Annotated in this window: 15 protein-coding genes and 1 pseudogene; 10 read left to right on the forward strand and 6 right to left on the reverse strand. The window is 68.5% G+C overall.

Annotated elements, in window-relative coordinates:
- Window positions 1-133 precede the first annotated feature (133 nt).
- The 4 genes from AB0B28_RS01415 to AB0B28_RS01430 all read left to right on the forward strand — a co-directional run bounded on the left by AB0B28_RS01415 (window position 134) and on the right by AB0B28_RS01430 (window position 3,979).
- Window positions 134-2,212 (forward strand): catalase, encoded by a 2,079-nt coding sequence (locus AB0B28_RS01415; protein WP_360114582.1) that lies wholly within the window; start codon window positions 134-136, stop codon window positions 2,210-2,212.
- Window positions 2,213-2,475: 263 nt separating this feature from the next.
- The gene (locus tag AB0B28_RS01420; protein ID WP_360114585.1) at window positions 2,476-2,652 is read left to right on the forward strand and encodes a hypothetical protein; all 177 of its coding nucleotides are present in this window, start codon (window positions 2,476-2,478) and stop codon (window positions 2,650-2,652) included.
- Window positions 2,653-2,725: 73 nt separating this feature from the next.
- Window positions 2,726-2,929 (forward strand): cold-shock protein, encoded by a 204-nt coding sequence (locus AB0B28_RS01425; RefSeq protein WP_360114588.1) that lies wholly within the window; start codon window positions 2,726-2,728, stop codon window positions 2,927-2,929.
- Between the two features lie 168 nt (window positions 2,930-3,097).
- Entirely contained in the window at window positions 3,098-3,979 is an 882-nt protein-coding gene (locus AB0B28_RS01430) for a CPBP family intramembrane glutamic endopeptidase (protein ID WP_360114591.1), read from the forward strand.
- A 187-nt stretch (window positions 3,980-4,166) separates the two neighbouring features.
- On the opposite strand, the gene aztD is transcribed toward AB0B28_RS01430, so the two are convergent.
- Genes aztD through aztB form a run of 4 tightly spaced genes read right to left on the reverse strand, consistent with a single transcriptional unit; the run spans window position 4,167 to window position 8,280 of the window.
- The gene (aztD, locus tag AB0B28_RS01435; protein ID WP_360114594.1) at window positions 4,167-5,318 is read right to left on the reverse strand and encodes a zinc metallochaperone AztD; all 1,152 of its coding nucleotides are present in this window, start codon (window positions 5,316-5,318) and stop codon (window positions 4,167-4,169) included.
- A gap of 44 nt (window positions 5,319-5,362) precedes the next feature.
- The gene (aztC, locus tag AB0B28_RS01440; protein ID WP_360114597.1) at window positions 5,363-6,289 is read right to left on the reverse strand and encodes a zinc ABC transporter substrate-binding protein AztC; all 927 of its coding nucleotides are present in this window, start codon (window positions 6,287-6,289) and stop codon (window positions 5,363-5,365) included.
- Window positions 6,283-7,431, reverse strand: coding sequence for a hypothetical protein (locus AB0B28_RS01445; RefSeq protein WP_360114600.1), 1,149 nt, complete (start codon window positions 7,429-7,431; stop codon window positions 6,283-6,285). Before AB0B28_RS01445 ends, aztC begins: the two co-directional genes overlap by 7 nt.
- A complete protein-coding gene (gene aztB / locus AB0B28_RS01450; protein ID WP_360114603.1) occupies window positions 7,432-8,280 on the reverse strand; it encodes a zinc ABC transporter permease AztB in 849 nt (282 codons plus the stop codon). It lies immediately after the preceding gene.
- A 60-nt stretch (window positions 8,281-8,340) separates the two neighbouring features.
- Between aztB and aztA the strand changes: the two genes are divergently transcribed.
- Window positions 8,341-8,985 carry a zinc ABC transporter ATP-binding protein AztA gene (aztA, locus tag AB0B28_RS01455; RefSeq protein ID WP_360114606.1) on the forward strand — a complete coding sequence of 215 codons (645 nt, stop codon included), beginning with the start codon at window positions 8,341-8,343 and terminating at the stop codon, window positions 8,983-8,985.
- 104 nt (window positions 8,986-9,089) lie between these two features.
- Window positions 9,090-9,410: pseudogene (locus AB0B28_RS01460) on the forward strand (ATP-binding cassette domain-containing protein); the annotation flags it as partial.
- Between the two features lie 269 nt (window positions 9,411-9,679).
- Here the strand turns inward: AB0B28_RS01460 and AB0B28_RS01465 are convergent.
- Together AB0B28_RS01465 and AB0B28_RS01470 are read right to left on the reverse strand one after the other, a co-directional pair.
- The gene (locus AB0B28_RS01465; protein WP_360114849.1) at window positions 9,680-10,195 is read right to left on the reverse strand and encodes a hypothetical protein; all 516 of its coding nucleotides are present in this window, start codon (window positions 10,193-10,195) and stop codon (window positions 9,680-9,682) included.
- Window positions 10,196-10,265: 70 nt separating this feature from the next.
- Window positions 10,266-12,695, reverse strand: coding sequence for a hypothetical protein (locus tag AB0B28_RS01470; RefSeq protein ID WP_360114609.1), 2,430 nt, complete (start codon window positions 12,693-12,695; stop codon window positions 10,266-10,268).
- A 273-nt stretch (window positions 12,696-12,968) separates the two neighbouring features.
- On the opposite strand from AB0B28_RS01470, the gene AB0B28_RS01475 reads away from it, so the two are divergent.
- From AB0B28_RS01475 to AB0B28_RS01490, 4 genes are all read left to right on the forward strand, one after another.
- Window positions 12,969-13,634: a GAP family protein gene (locus AB0B28_RS01475; RefSeq protein ID WP_360114612.1), complete on the forward strand. Its 666-nt coding sequence runs from the start codon at window positions 12,969-12,971 to the stop codon at window positions 13,632-13,634.
- A 190-nt stretch (window positions 13,635-13,824) separates the two neighbouring features.
- A complete protein-coding gene (locus tag AB0B28_RS01480) occupies window positions 13,825-15,645 on the forward strand; it encodes a choice-of-anchor M domain-containing protein (RefSeq protein ID WP_360114615.1) in 1,821 nt (606 codons plus the stop codon).
- Window positions 15,646-15,681: 36 nt separating this feature from the next.
- Window positions 15,682-16,326: a choice-of-anchor M domain-containing protein gene (locus tag AB0B28_RS01485; protein WP_360114618.1), complete on the forward strand. Its 645-nt coding sequence runs from the start codon at window positions 15,682-15,684 to the stop codon at window positions 16,324-16,326.
- Window positions 16,327-16,328: 2 nt separating this feature from the next.
- The gene (locus AB0B28_RS01490) at window positions 16,329-16,943 is read left to right on the forward strand and encodes a choice-of-anchor M domain-containing protein (protein WP_360114621.1); all 615 of its coding nucleotides are present in this window, start codon (window positions 16,329-16,331) and stop codon (window positions 16,941-16,943) included.

The following is a 16,943-nucleotide window of genomic DNA, read 5'->3' on the forward strand; positions in this document are numbered from 1 at the left end:
CGTAATTCCCCGAAACGACCAGGTCAAACACCCGACCCGCTCAGGTACCTACCCGCGGCGGCCCGGTGACCGCTGTTTAACATCGCCCGCCGCGGGTAGGTACCTGTGGGGGAAACGACGAAGGGGGATCGTCATGACCGGTGAGGCCGCACGCGACCGCAAGGACGAGCAGCTCGACCGCGACCGGGTCGTCGACGCCGACGAGGCGCTGACCACCCAGCAGGGGGTGCGGGTCGATCACACGGACGACTCGCTCAAGGCCGGCGGCCGGGGCCCGACCTTGATGGAGGACTTCCACGTCAGGGAGAAGATCACCCACTTCGACCACGAGCGCATCCCTGAGCGCGTGGTGCACGCGCGCGGCGCGGGCGCGTACGGCGTCTTCCGCCCGTACGAGGACTGGCTGGGGGAGTTCACCACCGCGTCGTTCCTGACCGACCCGGCTGAGGAGACGCCGGTGTTCGTGAGGTTCTCGACCGTCGCCGGTTCGAGGGGCTCGGCGGACACGCCGCGGGACGTGCGCGGCTTCGCGACCAAGTTCTACACCGCGGAAGGCAACTACGACCTGGTCGGCAACAACTTCCCGGTGTTCTTCATCCAGGACGGCGCGAAGTTCCCCGACTTCGTGCACGCGGTCAAGCCCGAACCGAGGAACGAGATCCCGCAGGCCGCTTCGGCGCACGACACGCTTTGGGACTTCGTGTCGCTCCAGCCCGAGACGCTCCACGCGATCATGTGGCTCATGTCCGACCGCGCCCTGCCGCGCTCCTACCGCATGATGCAGGGCTTCGGCGTCCACACGTTCCGCCTGGTGGATTCGGCCGGGCACGGCACGTTCGTGAAGTTCCACTGGACTCCCGCGCTCGGGACGCATTCGCTGGTGTGGGACGAGGTCCAGAAGGTCTCCGGCGCGGACCCTGACTTCAACCGCCGCGACCTGTGGGACGCGATCGAGGCCGGGGACTTCCCCGAATGGGAACTCGGCGTCCAGCTCGTGCCCGAAGCGGACGAGGAGGCGTTCGATTTCGACCTGCTCGACGCGACCAAGCTCATCCCCGAGGAGCAGGTCCCGGTGCGCCCGGTCGGGAAGCTCACGCTCAACCGCAACCCGGACAACTTCTTCGCCGAGACCGAGCAGGTCGCGTTCCACACCGCGAACGTGGTGCCGGGCATCGACTTCACCAACGACCCGCTGCTCCAGGCCCGCAACTTCTCCTATCTGGACACGCAGCTCATCCGCCTGGGCGGCCCGAACTTCGCGCACCTGCCGGTCAACCGGCCGGTCGCCGAGGTCCACAACGACCAGCGCGACGGCTACGGCCAGCACCGCATCCACACCTCCGAGACCTCGTACAACAAGAACTCGATCTCCGGCGACAGCCCCGCGCCGGGCGCGGAGCGCTCATACCGCCATTACGAGGAGAAGGTCGAGGGCGCCAAGATCAGGGAGCGCTCGGAGTCGTTCAAGGACTTCTACAGCCAGGCCGCGCTGTTCTGGCACTCGATGACCCCTGTGGAGGCCGAGCACATCGTGGACGCGTTCCGGTTCGAGCTGGGCAAGGTCACCGACAAGGACATCCGCGCCCGCGTCGTCGACCAGATCCGCCTCGTGGACCTGGAGCTCGCACAGCGAGTCGCCGCGGGCGTCGGCGTGCCCGAACCCACCGAAGGCGCGCAACCGGAAGGACCCACCTCCCCGGCGCTGTCGCAGCTCACCGACCCGGTGCGGTCGGTCGCGACCCGCAAGGTCGCGATCCTCGCCGCGGACGGCGTGGACGGTACGGGCTTGACCCGCCTCGTCGCCGACCTGCACCGCCGCGGCGCGGTCCCCGAGGTCATCGGCCTGACCGACGGCACCGTCCGGTCCGCGAGCGGCGAGGACGTCATGGTCGACCGCGCCCTCCCCACGATGGCCTCGGTTCTCTACGACGCCGTCGCCGTCCCCGCCGGGACCGACAGCGTCGAGGCCCTGAGCCGCGACGGGGGCGCCGTCCATTTCGTGGCCGAGGCCTTCAAGCACGGCAAGGCGATCGCCGCGTTCGGTACGGGGACCGAGCTGCTGGAGACCGCGCGGATCGACCCCGCCGCTTCCGGGGTGATCACCGCGGCCGCCGACGGCGGCGACGTCCCCGACGCGTTCCTCGACGACTTCGCCGAAGCGATCGCCGCACACCGGGCCTGGGACCGCCGCACCGACGGCTTCGCGGCCTGAGCATTGGTGTACGCTGAATCTCAGCGGCTGATTTCGCCGCTCTTCGACCGCAACTGAACTTGATCGTCGCATGCGACCAGTTCGCCCTGACGATTTTCATATGTTCGACATGTTTCGAGCATTCTCAACGTCATCTGCTCCATGACGGAGCGACGTTTCAACACTCAACGAATCAGGTAGACATCTCTTCAACTTCACCACATACCGCTTCACAAGGCCGAATCCTGTGGAAGCGAGCCGCGGACGACCTATACGCCGCCACAATGGACGGCGAGTTCGCCGGCTACGCGTCGGTCGCCGACAGCCGCTACTCGCTGCACGGTCCGTGCGCGCAGGCGCTCGGTGTCCATGAATCGCTCCAGGACGCGTCCGTGGTGCTGGAGTTGGAGTTGATCGCGTCCGTCGAACCTCTCGCAGGTTCGCTCACCCGATCACCATGACCATCGCGTCGGCACCGCCGGCGCTCCTCGACCGCATCGCGGTCAATCACAATGAAAATGAAGGAGACACGACATGGCCACTGGCGTCGTGAAATGGTTCAACGCTGACAAGGGCTTCGGTTTCATCGCCCCCGACGACGGGTCGGCGGACGTGTTCGCGCACTTCTCGGCGATCAGCGGTTCCGGTCACCGGAACCTCGAGGAAGACCAGCACGTCGAGTTCGACGTCGAACGCGGCCAGAAGGGCATGCAGGCCGCGAACATCCGCGCGCTCTGATCGACTCGGCCGAGGCGGCGGCCTGCCCGCCGCCTCGGCTTTCCTCACTCGGGTGGGCGTCGTGCCCGCCGGTGGTGGTCCTGCGTCGACGTTCGACCTTGCGTGGAGCTCCTCGGGATGTGCTCGAGTGGTCTCCTCCCGGTCCGTGGTTGTCTACCATCCGACACTATGGACACGGACTATCTGAGTGGACGCATGGCCGAATCGCGGGCCGAGATCGTTCGGGGCGCGAGCACACCGAGATGGGCCGAGGTCGTATTCCGGCACCCGGTGTGGTCGGCCCTCGTCCTGCTCGCGTTCGTGTTCGCGTTCCAGCAGTTCGTGCCCCGCCTGCTGCTCTCCGGCATCGGCGGGTCCGTGTACGCGCGGGAGGCCAGGGACCTGATCGGTGAAGGGCTCGCGGCCCTGCTGGTCCTCGCGATCGTGCTGGCCCTGGGGTGGTGGCGGACCGTCGGCCTCGCCGGGCCCCTCGCCCGGGGCACGCTCAAACTCGCGTGGTTCCCCGCCCTGATGATCGTCGTGCTCTTCATGCTTCAGGCACAGCAGTCGCAGTTCGAGTTCGACGCGAAGTGGTTGAGCATCGCGGTCCCGAACGTGTTCCTCGTCGGCTTCTTCGAAGAGGTGCTCACTCGCGGTCTTGTGCTCTTGCCGTTGCTGGTGGCGTGGCGATCGCGACCGAACGGCGTCCTCATGGCGGTCATGGTTTCATCGCTGATGTTCGGCCTCGCCCATCTCATCAACCTCTTCAACGGAGCCGAACTGGGCACCACGCTGGTCCAGGTCGGCTACGCGTTCGGTTTCGGCGTGGGGTTCGCGGCCTTGCTGCTGCGGACGAACACCATCTGGCTCGGCATCGTCTTGCACGCGCTCGTCGACGCCAACGGGATCTGGTTCGGGCCCTCCTCTGGGGACGGCTCCGGGACCGGCGACGAGGCGACTTCGATCATCCCGCTGCTCTTGGTCGGCCTGCCGCTGTTGGTCTACGGCCTCGTCCTCCTCAGGAAACGCAAGCCATCCGAGCAGCCGACCGAAGAGCGCGTAACCGCGTAGCGACCAGACTGCGGAGACGCCTGCCAGTTCGGGCATCGCCGGGGCGTTGGCGCGGGCCGGGACGAGCGTCGTGATCGTGGTACGCGGGGAGCCGCTTTCGTGGTTCCGTCATGAGACGTAGATCGGATTTCAGGGGCCGCCGCAGGCCCGACCGGGCCTGCGGCGGCCGAAAGTGGGTCGGCGTCGCTCAGACGCCGGTCATCTCGTTGGCCGGGTTCGGCAGATCGGTAGCTGCGGTGACCTCACCGGTCGCGACGTTGACCGCGTAGATCTTCGAGGCGATCGGATCGTTCACGAAAGCGGTGTCGCCGCGGACGAACACGGAGGGGCGGGCCTCCTGCCATTCGAGCGGTTCCTCCCATGCCTCGACCACCGGGAAGGACTCGACCACCGTGGCCTGCTCCATGTCGATGACGTGGAGCGCCCCGTCGGTCCCCAGCAGCAGGCCTTCGCCCTCCGGACCGCGAGCCAGGGACCGGAAGCTGTAGCTGGTGCCCAGATCCAGCAGCCGGAGCTCGCCGGTTTGAGTGTCGATGATGGACACCCGCTCGGGGCGTTCGAGCTCGGCGTCGGGGTCGACCTTGTAGTCGCCGAGGATGAAGGGGGAATCATCGTGCCCGCGCGTGTTGCCGATGCGGCCGTACTCGTCGGGGCTGTCGACCTTGGTGATGGCGCCGTCTCGGTAGATCAGCACGCCGTCCTCGCAGCCGACGACGATCGCCTCGTCGAGCGCGGCCGATTCGCCGTGCACGCCGGGGCACTCCTCACTGCGGGTGACCTCATTGCGGTCGGCGTCGAGCACCGCGATGCCCGAGCGGGTCTCCTCGTCGCCGAGGGTCACCAGCAGTTCGCCGTTCTCGAGCTGCACGGCCACGCCGTGGTGCGGCTGCTCTGTCGTGTAGGTCTCGGCCTCCGGCAGTCCGTCGCCCAGGTCGTCGGGGTCGAAGACGGTGACCTCCCCGGTGCCGTCCGCGAACAGCGCGGTGACACCGGCGTGGTTGACCGCGTGACCGGGCTTGGGAGCGGCGAACTCGGCATCGGTCAGTTCGGCTGAGACCGCGTCCATGACCCTGAAGCCGTCTGCGGTCGAGACCAGGACGTGCCGTCCGTCTCCGGCGGGGTTGAGGCGGTTGAAGCCCTCCAGGGGGAGGTCCGCCATCACTTCGAGGGTGGTGCCGTCGAGGACGTAGATGCCGCCGTCATAGGTGACGACGACGGCGTCGGCCACTTCGATCGGCTGCTCCTCAGCGGTTTCTTCGGCAGGGGCCGAGCAGCCCGCGAGCAGGAGCCCGCCGGCCAGGAGCGGGGGCACCGCCAGGGTACGAATTCTCATGCGCATTGCCTTCTCTTGTCGTTGAACGGGATTCGCACGGCGCGGACGGATCATGCCGCGCCGAGGCCTGCGGTGATGGCCTCGGTATTGCTCCGGGCCATCTCCAGGTAGGTCCCGGCACCCCCGCCGGGTCCGGTGAGCGATTCGGTGAACAGCGGGACGATCTCGATGCGCACATCGGCCTCTTCGGCCATGGCCTGGACCAGTCGGTCCGGCTGCGAGGCGTCGGCGAAGACCACGGGGACACCGGATTCGGCGACGGCGTCGGCCAGGTCCTTCAGATCGGATCCGCTGGGTGAGGCGAGTGTGGTGCCGCTGGGGATGACCGCGCCGATGATCTCGAAGTCGTAGCGCTGCGCCAGATACCCGAAGACGTGGTGGTCGGTGACGAGCTTGCGATGCTCCTGGGGAATCGTGCCGAACTGCTCGGTGGCGAACTCGTGCAGGTCGTCGATCTGCTTCCGGTACGCGTCGGCGTTGGCGCGGACTTGCGCCGCATCGACGCCTTCGACGTGCTCGATCACCTGGTCGGCGATGAGGTCGACGGCGTCGCCGACTCGCACGGGGTCGGTCCAGAAGTGCGGATCGGGTCGCCCGGCCGACTCGTCGGCGGTGTAGTCGATCGGGTCGACGTGCTCGCCGACGGCCAGATCGGGCACTCCGGACGCCACGGCCGCCTCGACATGGCTGAAGACGCCCTCCTCCAGCCCGAGTCCGTTGTGCACCAGCAGCTCGGCCCCTTCGAGTGAGGCCGCCTGCTGCGCGGAGACGCCGAAGGAATGGGGGTCGGCGTCCGATCCCATCAGCACGGTGACCTCGGCTTGGTCGCCGACGACGTTCCGTGTGAGGTCGCCCAGGATGTTCGTGGTGACGACGATGCCGGACCGGTCGGAACCGAATGCGGCGCAGCCGGACAGACCGGCCGCGGCGATCAGCGGCAGCGACACCAGTGCGCGTCGCTTGAACCCGGCTACCATCCGGTCTCCACCATGAGGTCGGGCTGGAAGTCGAGATCGAAGGTGCGCGCCAGGCGCAGGTCGTCGCGGTAGTCGATCTCGTAGACCGCGTTGCCGTCAGGGTCGTTGACATATGCGCGAGCGGTGTCGACCTGGATCGTCGGCGAGGCGCTCTCAGCGACGGTCGTCAGCTCGATCCGGGCGAGCTCGGCACCGGTGGCGGGGTCGAAGGAGTGGAGCGCGCCGTCCTCGGTGAGCACCAGGACGGGGGAGTCCTCGCCGGTTGCGCTCACCGCGACCGCGTTCTGCGCATCGAGCTCCCGCCACCGCCGTTCCTCGAGGTCCAGTACCAGGACGTCGCCGGTCCGGTTGCGGGCGGCCAGCATCGCGGTGCCGGGGCGGTGGTGGAAGCCGCCCTCGACACCCCCTTCGGGGTAGGGGACGGCCTCCGCGGTCAGGTCGTCCTCACCGCTGATCAGCAGTGCGCCGTCCCGGCAGGCGAACACGGCGCCGCGCCTGGTGACGGTCGCGGCCTGCGGGTCCGGGCACGGCTCGGCCAGCTCGGACTCGAAGGTCCCGTCGCGGCCCAGGACCTGGACCGCGCCGTCGACGACGGCCAGCAAGCGCTGGTCGTATGCGAGGGCCGCCTGCGCCCGAAGCTCACCGGTCGGTGAGACCTCTCCGTCTTCGAGTGCGCCGCGGTCGAGCGGCAGCACTTCGCGCTCGGAGTTGAGGACCGTGACGGCCGGGTCGCCGACCGGTGCGAATCCGGTGCCTTCGATCGCGCCGACCGATCTGGGTTCGGCCTTGTAGTAGTGCACGTGGTCGCCGTGGTCGACGGTCCAGACGCCGCTGTCGATGATCTGGGTTCCGGAGTCGCCGCCGATGTAGACGAAGCGGCCGTCGGTCCCCGCCGACAGCGCACCGTCGACGGTGGCGACCTGAGTCGATTCCTCGGTCACCGGGTCGAAGAGGTGGACCGCCCCCGTCGCGGCCTCGGCGATGACGAGGCGCCATTGTGCTTCGGCGGTCTCCTCGGCGCCCTCGACGTACCCGTGCGGGGTGGGCTCGTCCTCGGCGCGAGGTGTGCCGCTGCCGCTGGAGCAGCTCGCCAGCAGCGCGCATACAGCGGTCGCGGCGACCGCCCTCGTTCCCATCTGCATTCAGTGTCCTTTCAAAGGCGTTGCGGTGACACGGAGTCGATCGCGCACCAGCGTGGCCAGTACCGAGACGAAGAAGCAGGCGACGGCGAACGCGGCGATGATCGCGCCGGCGGCCGTCCCGAGATGCCAGGAGATGAGCAGTCCGCAGACGGTGGCGATGCCGCCGAGCACGGAGGCGCCGATCATGATCGCCGGGATGCGGTCGGCCCACAGCGCCATGGCCGCAGGTGGAGCGATCAGCAGGCCGAAGACCAGCAGCGTGCCCACGACGTGGAAGGAGACCACGATCGCCAGGGTCAGCAGCGACACCATCAGCCCGTGGGCCAGGCGGGGCCGCAGCTCGAGTGTCGCGGCTTTGCGCCGGTCGAACGCCAGAGCCACGAAGGAACGGTGGAAGGCGATCGTGAGCAGCAGCGCGAGAGCCAGCGCCCCGGCCAGGACCAGGAGGTCGGTGCCGCGGACCGCCAGCACGTCGCCGAACAGGAACCCGGTGAGGTCGACGGCGAAGGACCGGGAATGGGACACGATGATGACGCCAGTCGAGAGCATGCCGACGAACAGCAGCCCGATCCCGGTGTCCTGGGAGAGCCGAGAGGTGCGAGCGAGCGCCGTGACGCCGAGGGCCATCGCGACCGAGCTGAGTGCGGCGCCAAGCAGGAGACTGCCGCCGAGCAGCGAGGCGATCGCGACGCCCGGCAGCATGCCGTGCGCCATCGCGTCGCTCATGAAGGCCATGCCGCGCAGCACGACCCAGGTGCCCGCCAGTCCGCAGATCACGGAGACGAGTAGCCCGCCCCATAGCGCCCGTGCCACGAAGCCGACCTCGAAGGGATCGGTCAACCATTCCATGGCAGGAACTATAATGATAATCGTTTTCATTTAACAACGGCCCTGAGAGTGATCCCCGACATGCCGAACGCCATCGAGCTGAATGAGGTGAGCGCCCGCCACGGCGCCGCGACCGTCCTGCACCGACTGACCGCTTCGATTCCAGCGCAACAGGTGACGGCCGTGACGGGCCACAACGGATCGGGGAAGTCCACGCTGCTCGGCGTCCTTTCCGGCGTTCACCCTCCGTCGACGGGGTCGGTGCGCCGGACTCATGCGAGCCGCGCCTCGCTGGTGGTCCAGCGCAGCGAGGTCCCTGACGCGCTGCCCATCACCGTCTGGCAGGTCGTGGCCATGGGACGGTGGGCGCATCGAGGGGCATGGCGCCGCCTCACTGGGGACGACCGCTCCATCGTCCGGCGGTGCATGGAACGACTCGGCGTCGCCGCCCTCGCCGATCGTCGACTGAGCACCCTCTCCGGGGGGCAGCGACAGCGCGTCCTCTTGGCTCAAGGGCTCGCACAGCAGTCGGACCTGCTCCTGTTGGACGAACCGGCTACCGGGTTGGACGACGAGGCCAAAGCGCAGATCTCGGCCCTGCTGGCCGAGGAGCGTGCACGAGGTGTGACGGTCGTGCTCGCCACCCACGACCTCGAGGACGCCGCGGGCGCCGATCACCGAATACGCCTGGCCAACGGCCGACTCCTGACCGTTGAGGCGCCTTGATGGGAGACGGGCCTGCCCTCGCACTCGACCACGTCGAACATCAACGACCCGGGCAGCTGGTCGGCCCCGCGCGCGCCGACCGCGACCGGCGTGGGCTCGAAGCGGTGCTGCGCTGCGTGGCCGGGCTCCTGGAGCCCACCCGCGGCGAGGCCCTGGTCGACGGCGTGAAGGTGTCGGGACCGCCTGAGCACATCGCCGTGGTTTTCCAGGAGTACGGCCGCAGTCTCTTCCCGTGGATGCGCGTGAGCGCCAATGTGGACCTGCCGCTGCGGCGCCTGGTCCTGTCGCGCTCCGAACGGGCCCGGCGCGTGGCCGAGGCGCTCGACATGGTCGACCTCTCCGGCTTCGCCCGCTCCTACCCCTGGCAGCTCTCCGGCGGGATGCAGCGGCGCGTGGCCATCGCCCGCGCGATCGCCTACCGGCCCCGAGCGCGGCTTCTCGCTGCATTCGATGCGCTCGGACACCGTCAGCCGCTTCTACCTCCAGGTCCTGCCCGACACCCGGCCCGAGGACTGGACCGAGGCGGCGATCTGGGCCGAGCTCAAAGCCCGACACGAGACCGTGTCCGGCTTCACCCTCGACACCGACGGCCCGATCACCGCGGTCGACGTGGCCGTGATGCGCTCTTTTGTGGCCTCGCCGGAAGGGATGTCCACGTCGGGTCCGTCACGGCCCCGTCACGGCCTTGCAGTGCTCAGCCCGGGTCTTCCCTTACCAGTACGATTTTCTCGTCCATGTCGAGCCTGCCGCGATGGCGCGCTTCGATCACGGCCAGACCTGTTACGCAGGTCCATAGGGAATCGTTTAGATCGGCTTCGCTCCAGATCGCGACTGCGTACAGCGCGATCCGCATTGAAGCGAGCATCTCCAGGTCGACGGCGACTCGGCGTGAGGCCAAGTCGGCGAGTGGCTGCCGCATTTCGGTGAGCATGTCGGCGATCAGTCGGCGAGGGCGAAGGCGGTGGGCCTTCGCGTCTGCCCCATGGATTTGGACAACCTGGTCCAGCAGTCCCGGAAGCTCGTGAGGGAATACGGACAGGAATGGCGCCTCGACTGCGTTGGCCAGTCGCCTGGGAAGCTTGTACGCCGTCGGTGTGCCGTCGGCCGGAAGTCGGCAGGCGAGCAGGAGCGCCCCGGCGGTGCCGAGGAATCCCGGGGCGTTGCCGTTGTCGCTATAGCAGTCGCGGTGCAGGCGGAACGAGACCTGCACCGCTGCTCGAACCGCGTCCTTCAGCCGGGTGAACTGCTCCTTGACGGCCGCCGCGGGGAACGCGGGGACCTCAGCAGGGCCACGGCTCGGGGGGGTTGCGGTTCGAGTTCATGAGTCGCAGCATCGCCAGGAGGTTGACGGACTCGGCACCGGCGAAACTGTGCAGCTCGTCGACGACTCCGGTGAACGAGTCGACGTGCGCGCGGTAGGCCGCGAGCGCCTTCGCGGAGGGTGAAGTGGAATCCCTGGGCAGTGTGGTGCTTCCGACTCGGTTCCGGTACCAGTCGGTGATGTCCTTCAGGGCGCCGCAGGCGCTCCTGATCTGCCGCGCGGCGGCACGGGCCGGTTCATGCGGTCCGGTCAGATCGAAGCGGCTCATCATGAATCGCCAGTCTGCGCGGAGCCAGAGGTCCAGCTCCTGTTCGGACAGACGGTATCCCTTGATCCATTTTTCATCGAGGTTCCACGGACGCACCTGTCCGTGCCAGATCGCCCAGAAGGAGCTGATGCTCCCTGTCTCCAGTCGGCGGATCTCGGCGAGGTTCTCCAGCTGCTTGCGCGTGTCGACCTGAGGCAGTTGGTAGCTGAAACCATGGTGCTCGAATTGCGAGAGCCATTTGATGAACGAGTTCACTTCCGAAGGCCACAGCCCCATGACCTCGCCGCCGGGCCCGAAGCGATGCGACGAGGAATGGAATCCCCTGGCCAGCTCCTCTCTGGCGAACATCCGGTAGAGGTCGCCGCCCACCGGCTTGACGCAGATCGTTCCGGCACTGGAGAATTCGACGTCGCCCAGGTTCAGCCTGATGGCTTCGGTGCAGGCGACCTGGTGTTCCTCGCTGTCGACCGGATGTTCCGCGGCCAGGAACGCTGCGATGCGATCGGTCAGCCGCGGGTCGATATCGCCCCCTCCGAGTTCGGCCTCGTTCCGAAGCTCGATCGCGAGCGACCAGGCCTCCGCGGTGCCGGCCTCCGCGCACGCCTCGATCAGCGGGTTCGGATCGTAAGCGCTCGCCCAGAACAGCGCCGTATTACGCCACCAGCGCTGACCGATGCGGTCGAGCAGCGTCCCGACCTTCCCTTGTTCTCGGATCTCCTTCGCCGCCAGGTACTCCTGGAACGACAAGTGGGCGAACGTGTACGTCTCCGAGTTCGACTCCACCCGGGAGAGCAGCCCGTTCTCGCGGAGGTCGCGGAGCATCTCCTGAGCCGACACCTCCACGTCGAACTCGTCGAGCAGTTTCCTGATCAGAGGGAGGGGATCGAACTGCACCGATTGGCCGAGCATCATCTCGAATGCGAGGCGCTGCACGATCCGGAGTTTGGGCCCCAGCTCCAGCCGGCTTGACGGAGTGGAGAGCTTGACCCTGCTGCGTCTTTCGTGTAGCAGCATCTGCACCATGCGCTCGTACAGCTCCCCGCGGCTCGCGGGCAGGCCGTCGTCGCTGTTGCGGTGGACGAACACCATGAGTTGCAGCATCAGCGGAGTGCTCGCGAGGTCGTAGAGCGCCGGATCGGCCCTCAGTCCCGCCAGGAGCGCGGATGACTCGACCTTGGCCGCCGATTCGGTCAGCTCGCCTCCCTTCTGGAAGGCGCGGTAGCAGTTCGCCACGAAGAGGTCGATCTGGTCCCGCGTCAGCGGGCAGACCTCCAGCACCAGGTCGGCCGCGTCGAATCTCGCCGATTCGAATCCCAGCTCCCGGGAGGTGACGACCAGGCTGCAATCCTGGTAGCCGCCGTGCTGCTGCTCGGCCCAGAGCATGATCGCGGGGCGGTGCCGTTCGGGGACCTCGTCGAGGCCGTCGAGCATGATCACGCAGCGGCCATTGGACAGCCATCGTCGCACCTCGTGGGCGGGGACGTCGTCGCGGTTGAGCCAGCGCGCTCCGGCGGCGATCTCGGCGAGGTCGATGTCGGGGTCCTCCACGATCTGGCCGGTGTGATGGGCGAGGACCACGAGGATGGGGATCGGAGCTCGGGGCCGGATCGTCCGCGACATGCGCATGGCGGTGGATCTGAGCAGGGTGGACTTGCCCGAGCCCGGCATGCCGTAGATCGCGAACTGAAGGCCGTCGCCGCGGAGGAGGAAGTCGTCGAGCGTGGCCCGTTCGCCCGGGCGTCCCGGCGACCAGCCGTACACCTTCTGGCCTTCGCCGTCGGTCTCGTCGTTGCGGAGCGCCACGTCGACGTACACGTCCTCGAGCGTGAGGTCGGGGAGCGCGCGCGAGACCGCCCCGAGCAGCATCACGGTGTTCATGTAGCGGTTGCCGCGGATGCGGCTCCGGTACCTGAGAACGCAGATGTAGGAGCGGACCCGTCGCCACAGGATCCAGCCGATGCCCGCTGCGAGCAGGGCGCCGACGGCGAAGCCGATCCACAGGGGGCTGCCTCTGGAGGAGAACAGGAAGGCCGTTGAAGCCGCGAAGACGGCCGCGACGGCGCTGACGATCGCCGTCGTCTCCACGGTCGTTCTGCGGGTGGACGAGAGGGGTGCGGACATGGATGCAGCTTTCAGACGGGGCTTCGCGATCGCCGAGCGACGCAACATGAACGCGAGGCGGGCCTGCATTATGGATGTCTGATCCTAGCGTCGCGGCGCTGCTCGGGCGGGCCTCGTCGGTCCGCCAAGGTCGCGGTTCGCGGATCGGTCGGGGCGGGTACTGTGCGGTCGGGCGGTGCCGGTCGCCGCTGACGCGGCCGCTGTGCTCGCAGGTCGGGGAGGGGTGCGCATGGGACGACTCGGGGGCAGCCTCGGAGCGCGTGTCGGTGCCTCGTGACGGGTGGTCTGCTGTGGGGACTGACGGGTCTGGCGCTGCTCGATTCGGTCAACGCCGCCATGATCTGGATCGTCGTCGTGATCCTGTTGGGCGCGAAGCGACCCGCGCCGACCGGGTGGGCGTTCATGCTCGGGGCGGCCGTGTCGTTCCTGGCCTTCGCGCTGATGTTCTACTTCGGACTGTCGGTCGTCGACTCGGTGCTCGACGGGTTGACGCTGTGGCTGCGGCGCGCGCTGTGTGTCGGCCTCGCGGTGGCCCTGGTGGTGATGGGCGTGCGCAGGCTCAGGCCTCGCCGGCGCAAAGGGTATGCGCTGCCGCCGTGGGTGAACGCCTGGAGCGCGGTCCCGTTCGGCGCGCTCGCCACGATCGGCGACCTGCCCAACGCGTTCCCGATGGTCCTGGCCGTCGAACGGCTCATCGACGCTGATACGGCGACCTCGGTCGCCGTGGTCGTCCTCATCGGATACACCCTGGTCTACGCGCTGCCTTCGGCGTTGATCCTCGCCGCCGGCCTGGCGTTCAACGAGGAATTGCGCGAGCAGCTCCGATCGGTCCTCGGCGGCCGCACCTCCGGGACGGCCGATCCGAGTCCGAAAGCGGCCGCGGCCTGCTTCGCGGGCGCCGCCGCCAGCCTCGCCCTCCTGTTCCTGTGGGTCGGCTGAACCGAGCACTGAGCTAGGGCCGACTGCGGGGCCAGTCGCGGCGCCGTTCTAGTGGCGCATGTTCATGTCTGCATATGCGCATCTTGTTGGTATTCAAGCTCACTCGGGGCCGGGGATCGTTGGGTCTAGTTAATGACAATGATTGTCGTTATCATGAGATCGTCTCGCCCCCGAGCTGACGAGGATCCTGATGACACCCGCCCGCAAGCGGTCGGCGCTGGTCGCCGCCGTGTTCTTGTTGCAGTTGGCTTGGCCTTCGGCGGTCGCCGCCGCGCCCGCGTCGGATCGGACCGTGCTGTCGGTCGGACATGTGGACGCCATGCAGGTCTACATGGACGGCGACCGCCTCGACCTGCGCGTCAAGGACGACACCGGTGCCGCGACCCGGTACCGCGATCCCGACGACGTGCTGCTCCAGGTGCTCCCCGAAGCCGAGTTCCCCATCCCCGCAGGGGAGGCGTGGAGCTTCCTCGGCGAAGCGGGCGATCCGATGTGGATGCTGCCGCTCACTCAGGACCCCGACCTGCTGTGGCCCGGCTGGAGCACCGAACCGCTCGCCCGGGGGCAGTTCCAGCACGACGCCCTCTCGATGGAACTCGTCGAGGTCGCCGGTCCCGGCGAGGTGATCCTGTGGTCGCTCTCCAGCTTCGGCCAGCCGACGCTCTACGCCTCCACTCGTGACGGGCTGCCCGACGCGATCGCAGTCAACGTCCCCGCGCACGTCCACTCCTACTGGGCCTTCACCGCCGAAGGCGCGTACACCCTCACCTGGAAGGTCAGCGGCACCCTCGCCGACGGCACTCCGATCGCGACCGAGGAGGTCGACTACCACTGGCACGTGGGCGAACCGACCGACCCCGATCCCGATCCCGGCGACCCCGACCTGCCCGACGAGTCCGACCTCGAAGGCCGCCTCGTCCTCGACCAAGGCCACGTCGACGTCCTCGCGCCCGCCCTCGAAGACGGCGAACTCGACCTGCGCACCAAGGACGACACCCGCCTCCACTCCCCGGCCGCCGTGGTCCGCGACCCCGATGACGTGGTCTTCCACGCCGCGCCGGAGTCGGAAACCGTCCTGAGCGACCACTTCGCGAACCCCGGCTACAGCGAGGTCGGCTCGCCCGGCGACACGCGCTGGCACCTGCCCGACGTCCAGAAGCGGGGCGTGCTCTTCGCGGGTTGGGACACCAACGGCGTGCCGAACGGCGCCCTCGAAGGCAATGCCCTTGACCTGACCCTCACCGACTACGCCGGACCCGGCGACCTTGTGATGCTCACCGTGGACGACTTCGGCGACGTCGACGTCAAGATCGACTCGCAGGACCCGCTGCCGCAGGCGATCACCACCCGATCGCGCACCCACGCGCACATCAACTGGTACTTCAGCGAACCGGGCGTCTACCGCCTCACCTGGCAAGCCACCGCCACCACCGCAGGCGGCGCCCCGATCGAGTCCAAGCCCCGCGACTACCTGTTCGTCGTCGGCGAACTCCCCGCTCCCGATCCGGTCCCCGACCCGATCCTGGAGCACACCCAGACCATCACCGCCGAGGTCGACACCGACACGGGCGGCCTCGTCCTCAGCGTCGACCCCGCCGACCGCACCGTCACGCTCCCGGCGATGGCCCTCAGCCCCGACGCGACCCGCTGGACCGCCGCAGGCGAACTCCGCCCGGTCACCGTCACCGACACCCGCTCGGCCGACCCAGGCTGGAACGCAGTCGGCCAAGTTTCCTCATTCAGCTCCGGCGACCACGAGCACTCCGGCTCGCACCTGGGCTGGACCCCGAGCCTCACCTCCGCGAGTGAATCCCAAGCGGTCGTCCCCGGCCCCGCGGTCACCGGGCTCCTCGACGGCGGGCCCGGCCTGGCCACCTCCCAGCTCCTCGCCTCCGCCCCCTCCGGCTCGGGCAACGGCACCGCCGTGCTCGGCGCGGACCTGGTCCTCGGCCTGCCCACCGACATCGAGTCCGGCACCTACACCGCGCTGGTCACCTTCACCGCGATCTGAACCTCCGAAAGTCCATCTCCTGAAAGGACCACACCCATGCGAACCCTCCTGAAACGATCCGGCCTCCCGGCGCTCGTCGCCGCGGCAGCGGCGCTGGCCGTCGCCACTCCCGCCGCCGCGCAGGACACCTCGTTCGACATCGTCGACGAAGGCCACGTCGACGTGTTCGGCGTCGCCTACGAGGACGGCGAGCTCGACCTCCACATCCACGACGACGAGAACGACGCCGAGCACGACCCCGGCTCGACGGTCCTGCGGGTCAACCCCGCTGCCAAGACCACGGTCCCCGCCGGATACGACTTCCTCGGCGAGGAGGGCGACGACGTCTGGATCCTCCCCGACACCAACGTCGAAGGCCTCCTGTTCGCGGGCTGGGCCACCGAAGAGGTCCCGACCGGCGCGTTCGTCGACGACACGCTCACCATCACCGTCCACGACGCCTGGGGCGAGGCGGACCTGTACACCGTGGACGACCTCGGCGACCCGACCGTCCTCTTCGACTCCGCCGAAGGCCCCGGCTCCTGGGAGGTCGGCGCGGGAAGCCACGGCCACCTGAACTGGGCCTTCGGCGAGGCCGGCGGCTGGTACAAGCTCACTGTCGAAGCCGAGGGCGTGCTGGAGAGCACGAACCAGACGGTCTCGACCGGCGAGGTCGACTACTGGTTCTACGTGGCGTGCTGACCATGCGCGCCAACGTGATCAAAGCGGGCGCCGCACTCGGCGCCGTCGCGGCCCTCGCCTTCGCGGGCCAGGCCCACGCCGCGACCATCGGTTCGGGGCACGTCGACGCCCTAGCGTTCTCCTACGACGACGACGCGAACGCGATCGTCATCGAAGTCCACGAAGGGAACACCGTCCACGACCCCGCCGACGTGGTCTTCGACGTCCACTCCGGACATCTGGTGAACCGCCCGAGCGCCACCGAGTGCCGGTTCGACGCGGGCGACAACTGGGTCATCCCGCGCACCGAGACCGCCGGTCTCCTGTGGGCCGGGTGGAGCACCGAGGACCTCGACCTCGCCGACTTCGGCGGCGCCCTCCAGGTCGAACTCACCGACGCCGTCACCCCGGCCGGCGGGAACGTCGCGGTCTACGACGCGACCACCGGCGCGACCCGGTTCCACACCGATCCGGCGTGCGACGCCTCAGGCACCGCCGTCACCGAGTCGCACCACCACCCGACCTGGGTCTTCACCGAACCGGGCGTCTACGAGCTCACCTTCCAGGCGAGCGCCACCCACGCCGTCGACGGCGCGGTCGCCTCCGCGGAGGTGGTCTACACCTTCGACGTCGGCTAG

The sequence above is a fragment of the Glycomyces sp. NPDC046736 genome (genome assembly GCF_040645615.1).
Taxonomy (GTDB): domain Bacteria; phylum Actinomycetota; class Actinomycetes; order Mycobacteriales; family Micromonosporaceae; genus Glycomyces.

What these genes read in the sequence shown, in the direction of transcription:
- AB0B28_RS01430 (WP_360114591.1), top strand. Translation starts at nt 3,098, where the DNA reads ATGGACACGGACTATCTGAGTGGACGCATGGCCGAATCGCGGGCCGAG.
- aztA (WP_360114606.1), top strand. Translation starts at nt 8,341, where the DNA reads ATGCCGAACGCCATCGAGCTGAATGAGGTGAGCGCCCGCCACGGCGCC.
- aztD (WP_360114594.1), bottom strand. Translation starts at nt 5,318, where the DNA reads ATGCGCATGAGAATTCGTACCCTGGCGGTGCCCCCGCTCCTGGCCGGC.
- AB0B28_RS01445 (WP_360114600.1), bottom strand. Translation starts at nt 7,431, where the DNA reads ATGCAGATGGGAACGAGGGCGGTCGCCGCGACCGCTGTATGCGCGCTG.
- AB0B28_RS01485 (WP_360114618.1), top strand. Translation starts at nt 15,682, where the DNA reads ATGCGAACCCTCCTGAAACGATCCGGCCTCCCGGCGCTCGTCGCCGCG.
- aztC (WP_360114597.1), bottom strand. Translation starts at nt 6,289, where the DNA reads ATGGTAGCCGGGTTCAAGCGACGCGCACTGGTGTCGCTGCCGCTGATC.
- aztB (WP_360114603.1), bottom strand. Translation starts at nt 8,280, where the DNA reads ATGGAATGGTTGACCGATCCCTTCGAGGTCGGCTTCGTGGCACGGGCG.
- AB0B28_RS01425 (WP_360114588.1), top strand. Translation starts at nt 2,726, where the DNA reads ATGGCCACTGGCGTCGTGAAATGGTTCAACGCTGACAAGGGCTTCGGT.
- AB0B28_RS01490 (WP_360114621.1), top strand. Translation starts at nt 16,329, where the DNA reads ATGCGCGCCAACGTGATCAAAGCGGGCGCCGCACTCGGCGCCGTCGCG.
- AB0B28_RS01415 (WP_360114582.1), top strand. Translation starts at nt 134, where the DNA reads ATGACCGGTGAGGCCGCACGCGACCGCAAGGACGAGCAGCTCGACCGC.
- AB0B28_RS01480 (WP_360114615.1), top strand. Translation starts at nt 13,825, where the DNA reads ATGACACCCGCCCGCAAGCGGTCGGCGCTGGTCGCCGCCGTGTTCTTG.
- AB0B28_RS01420 (WP_360114585.1), top strand. Translation starts at nt 2,476, where the DNA reads ATGGACGGCGAGTTCGCCGGCTACGCGTCGGTCGCCGACAGCCGCTAC.
- AB0B28_RS01470 (WP_360114609.1), bottom strand. Translation starts at nt 12,695, where the DNA reads ATGTCCGCACCCCTCTCGTCCACCCGCAGAACGACCGTGGAGACGACG.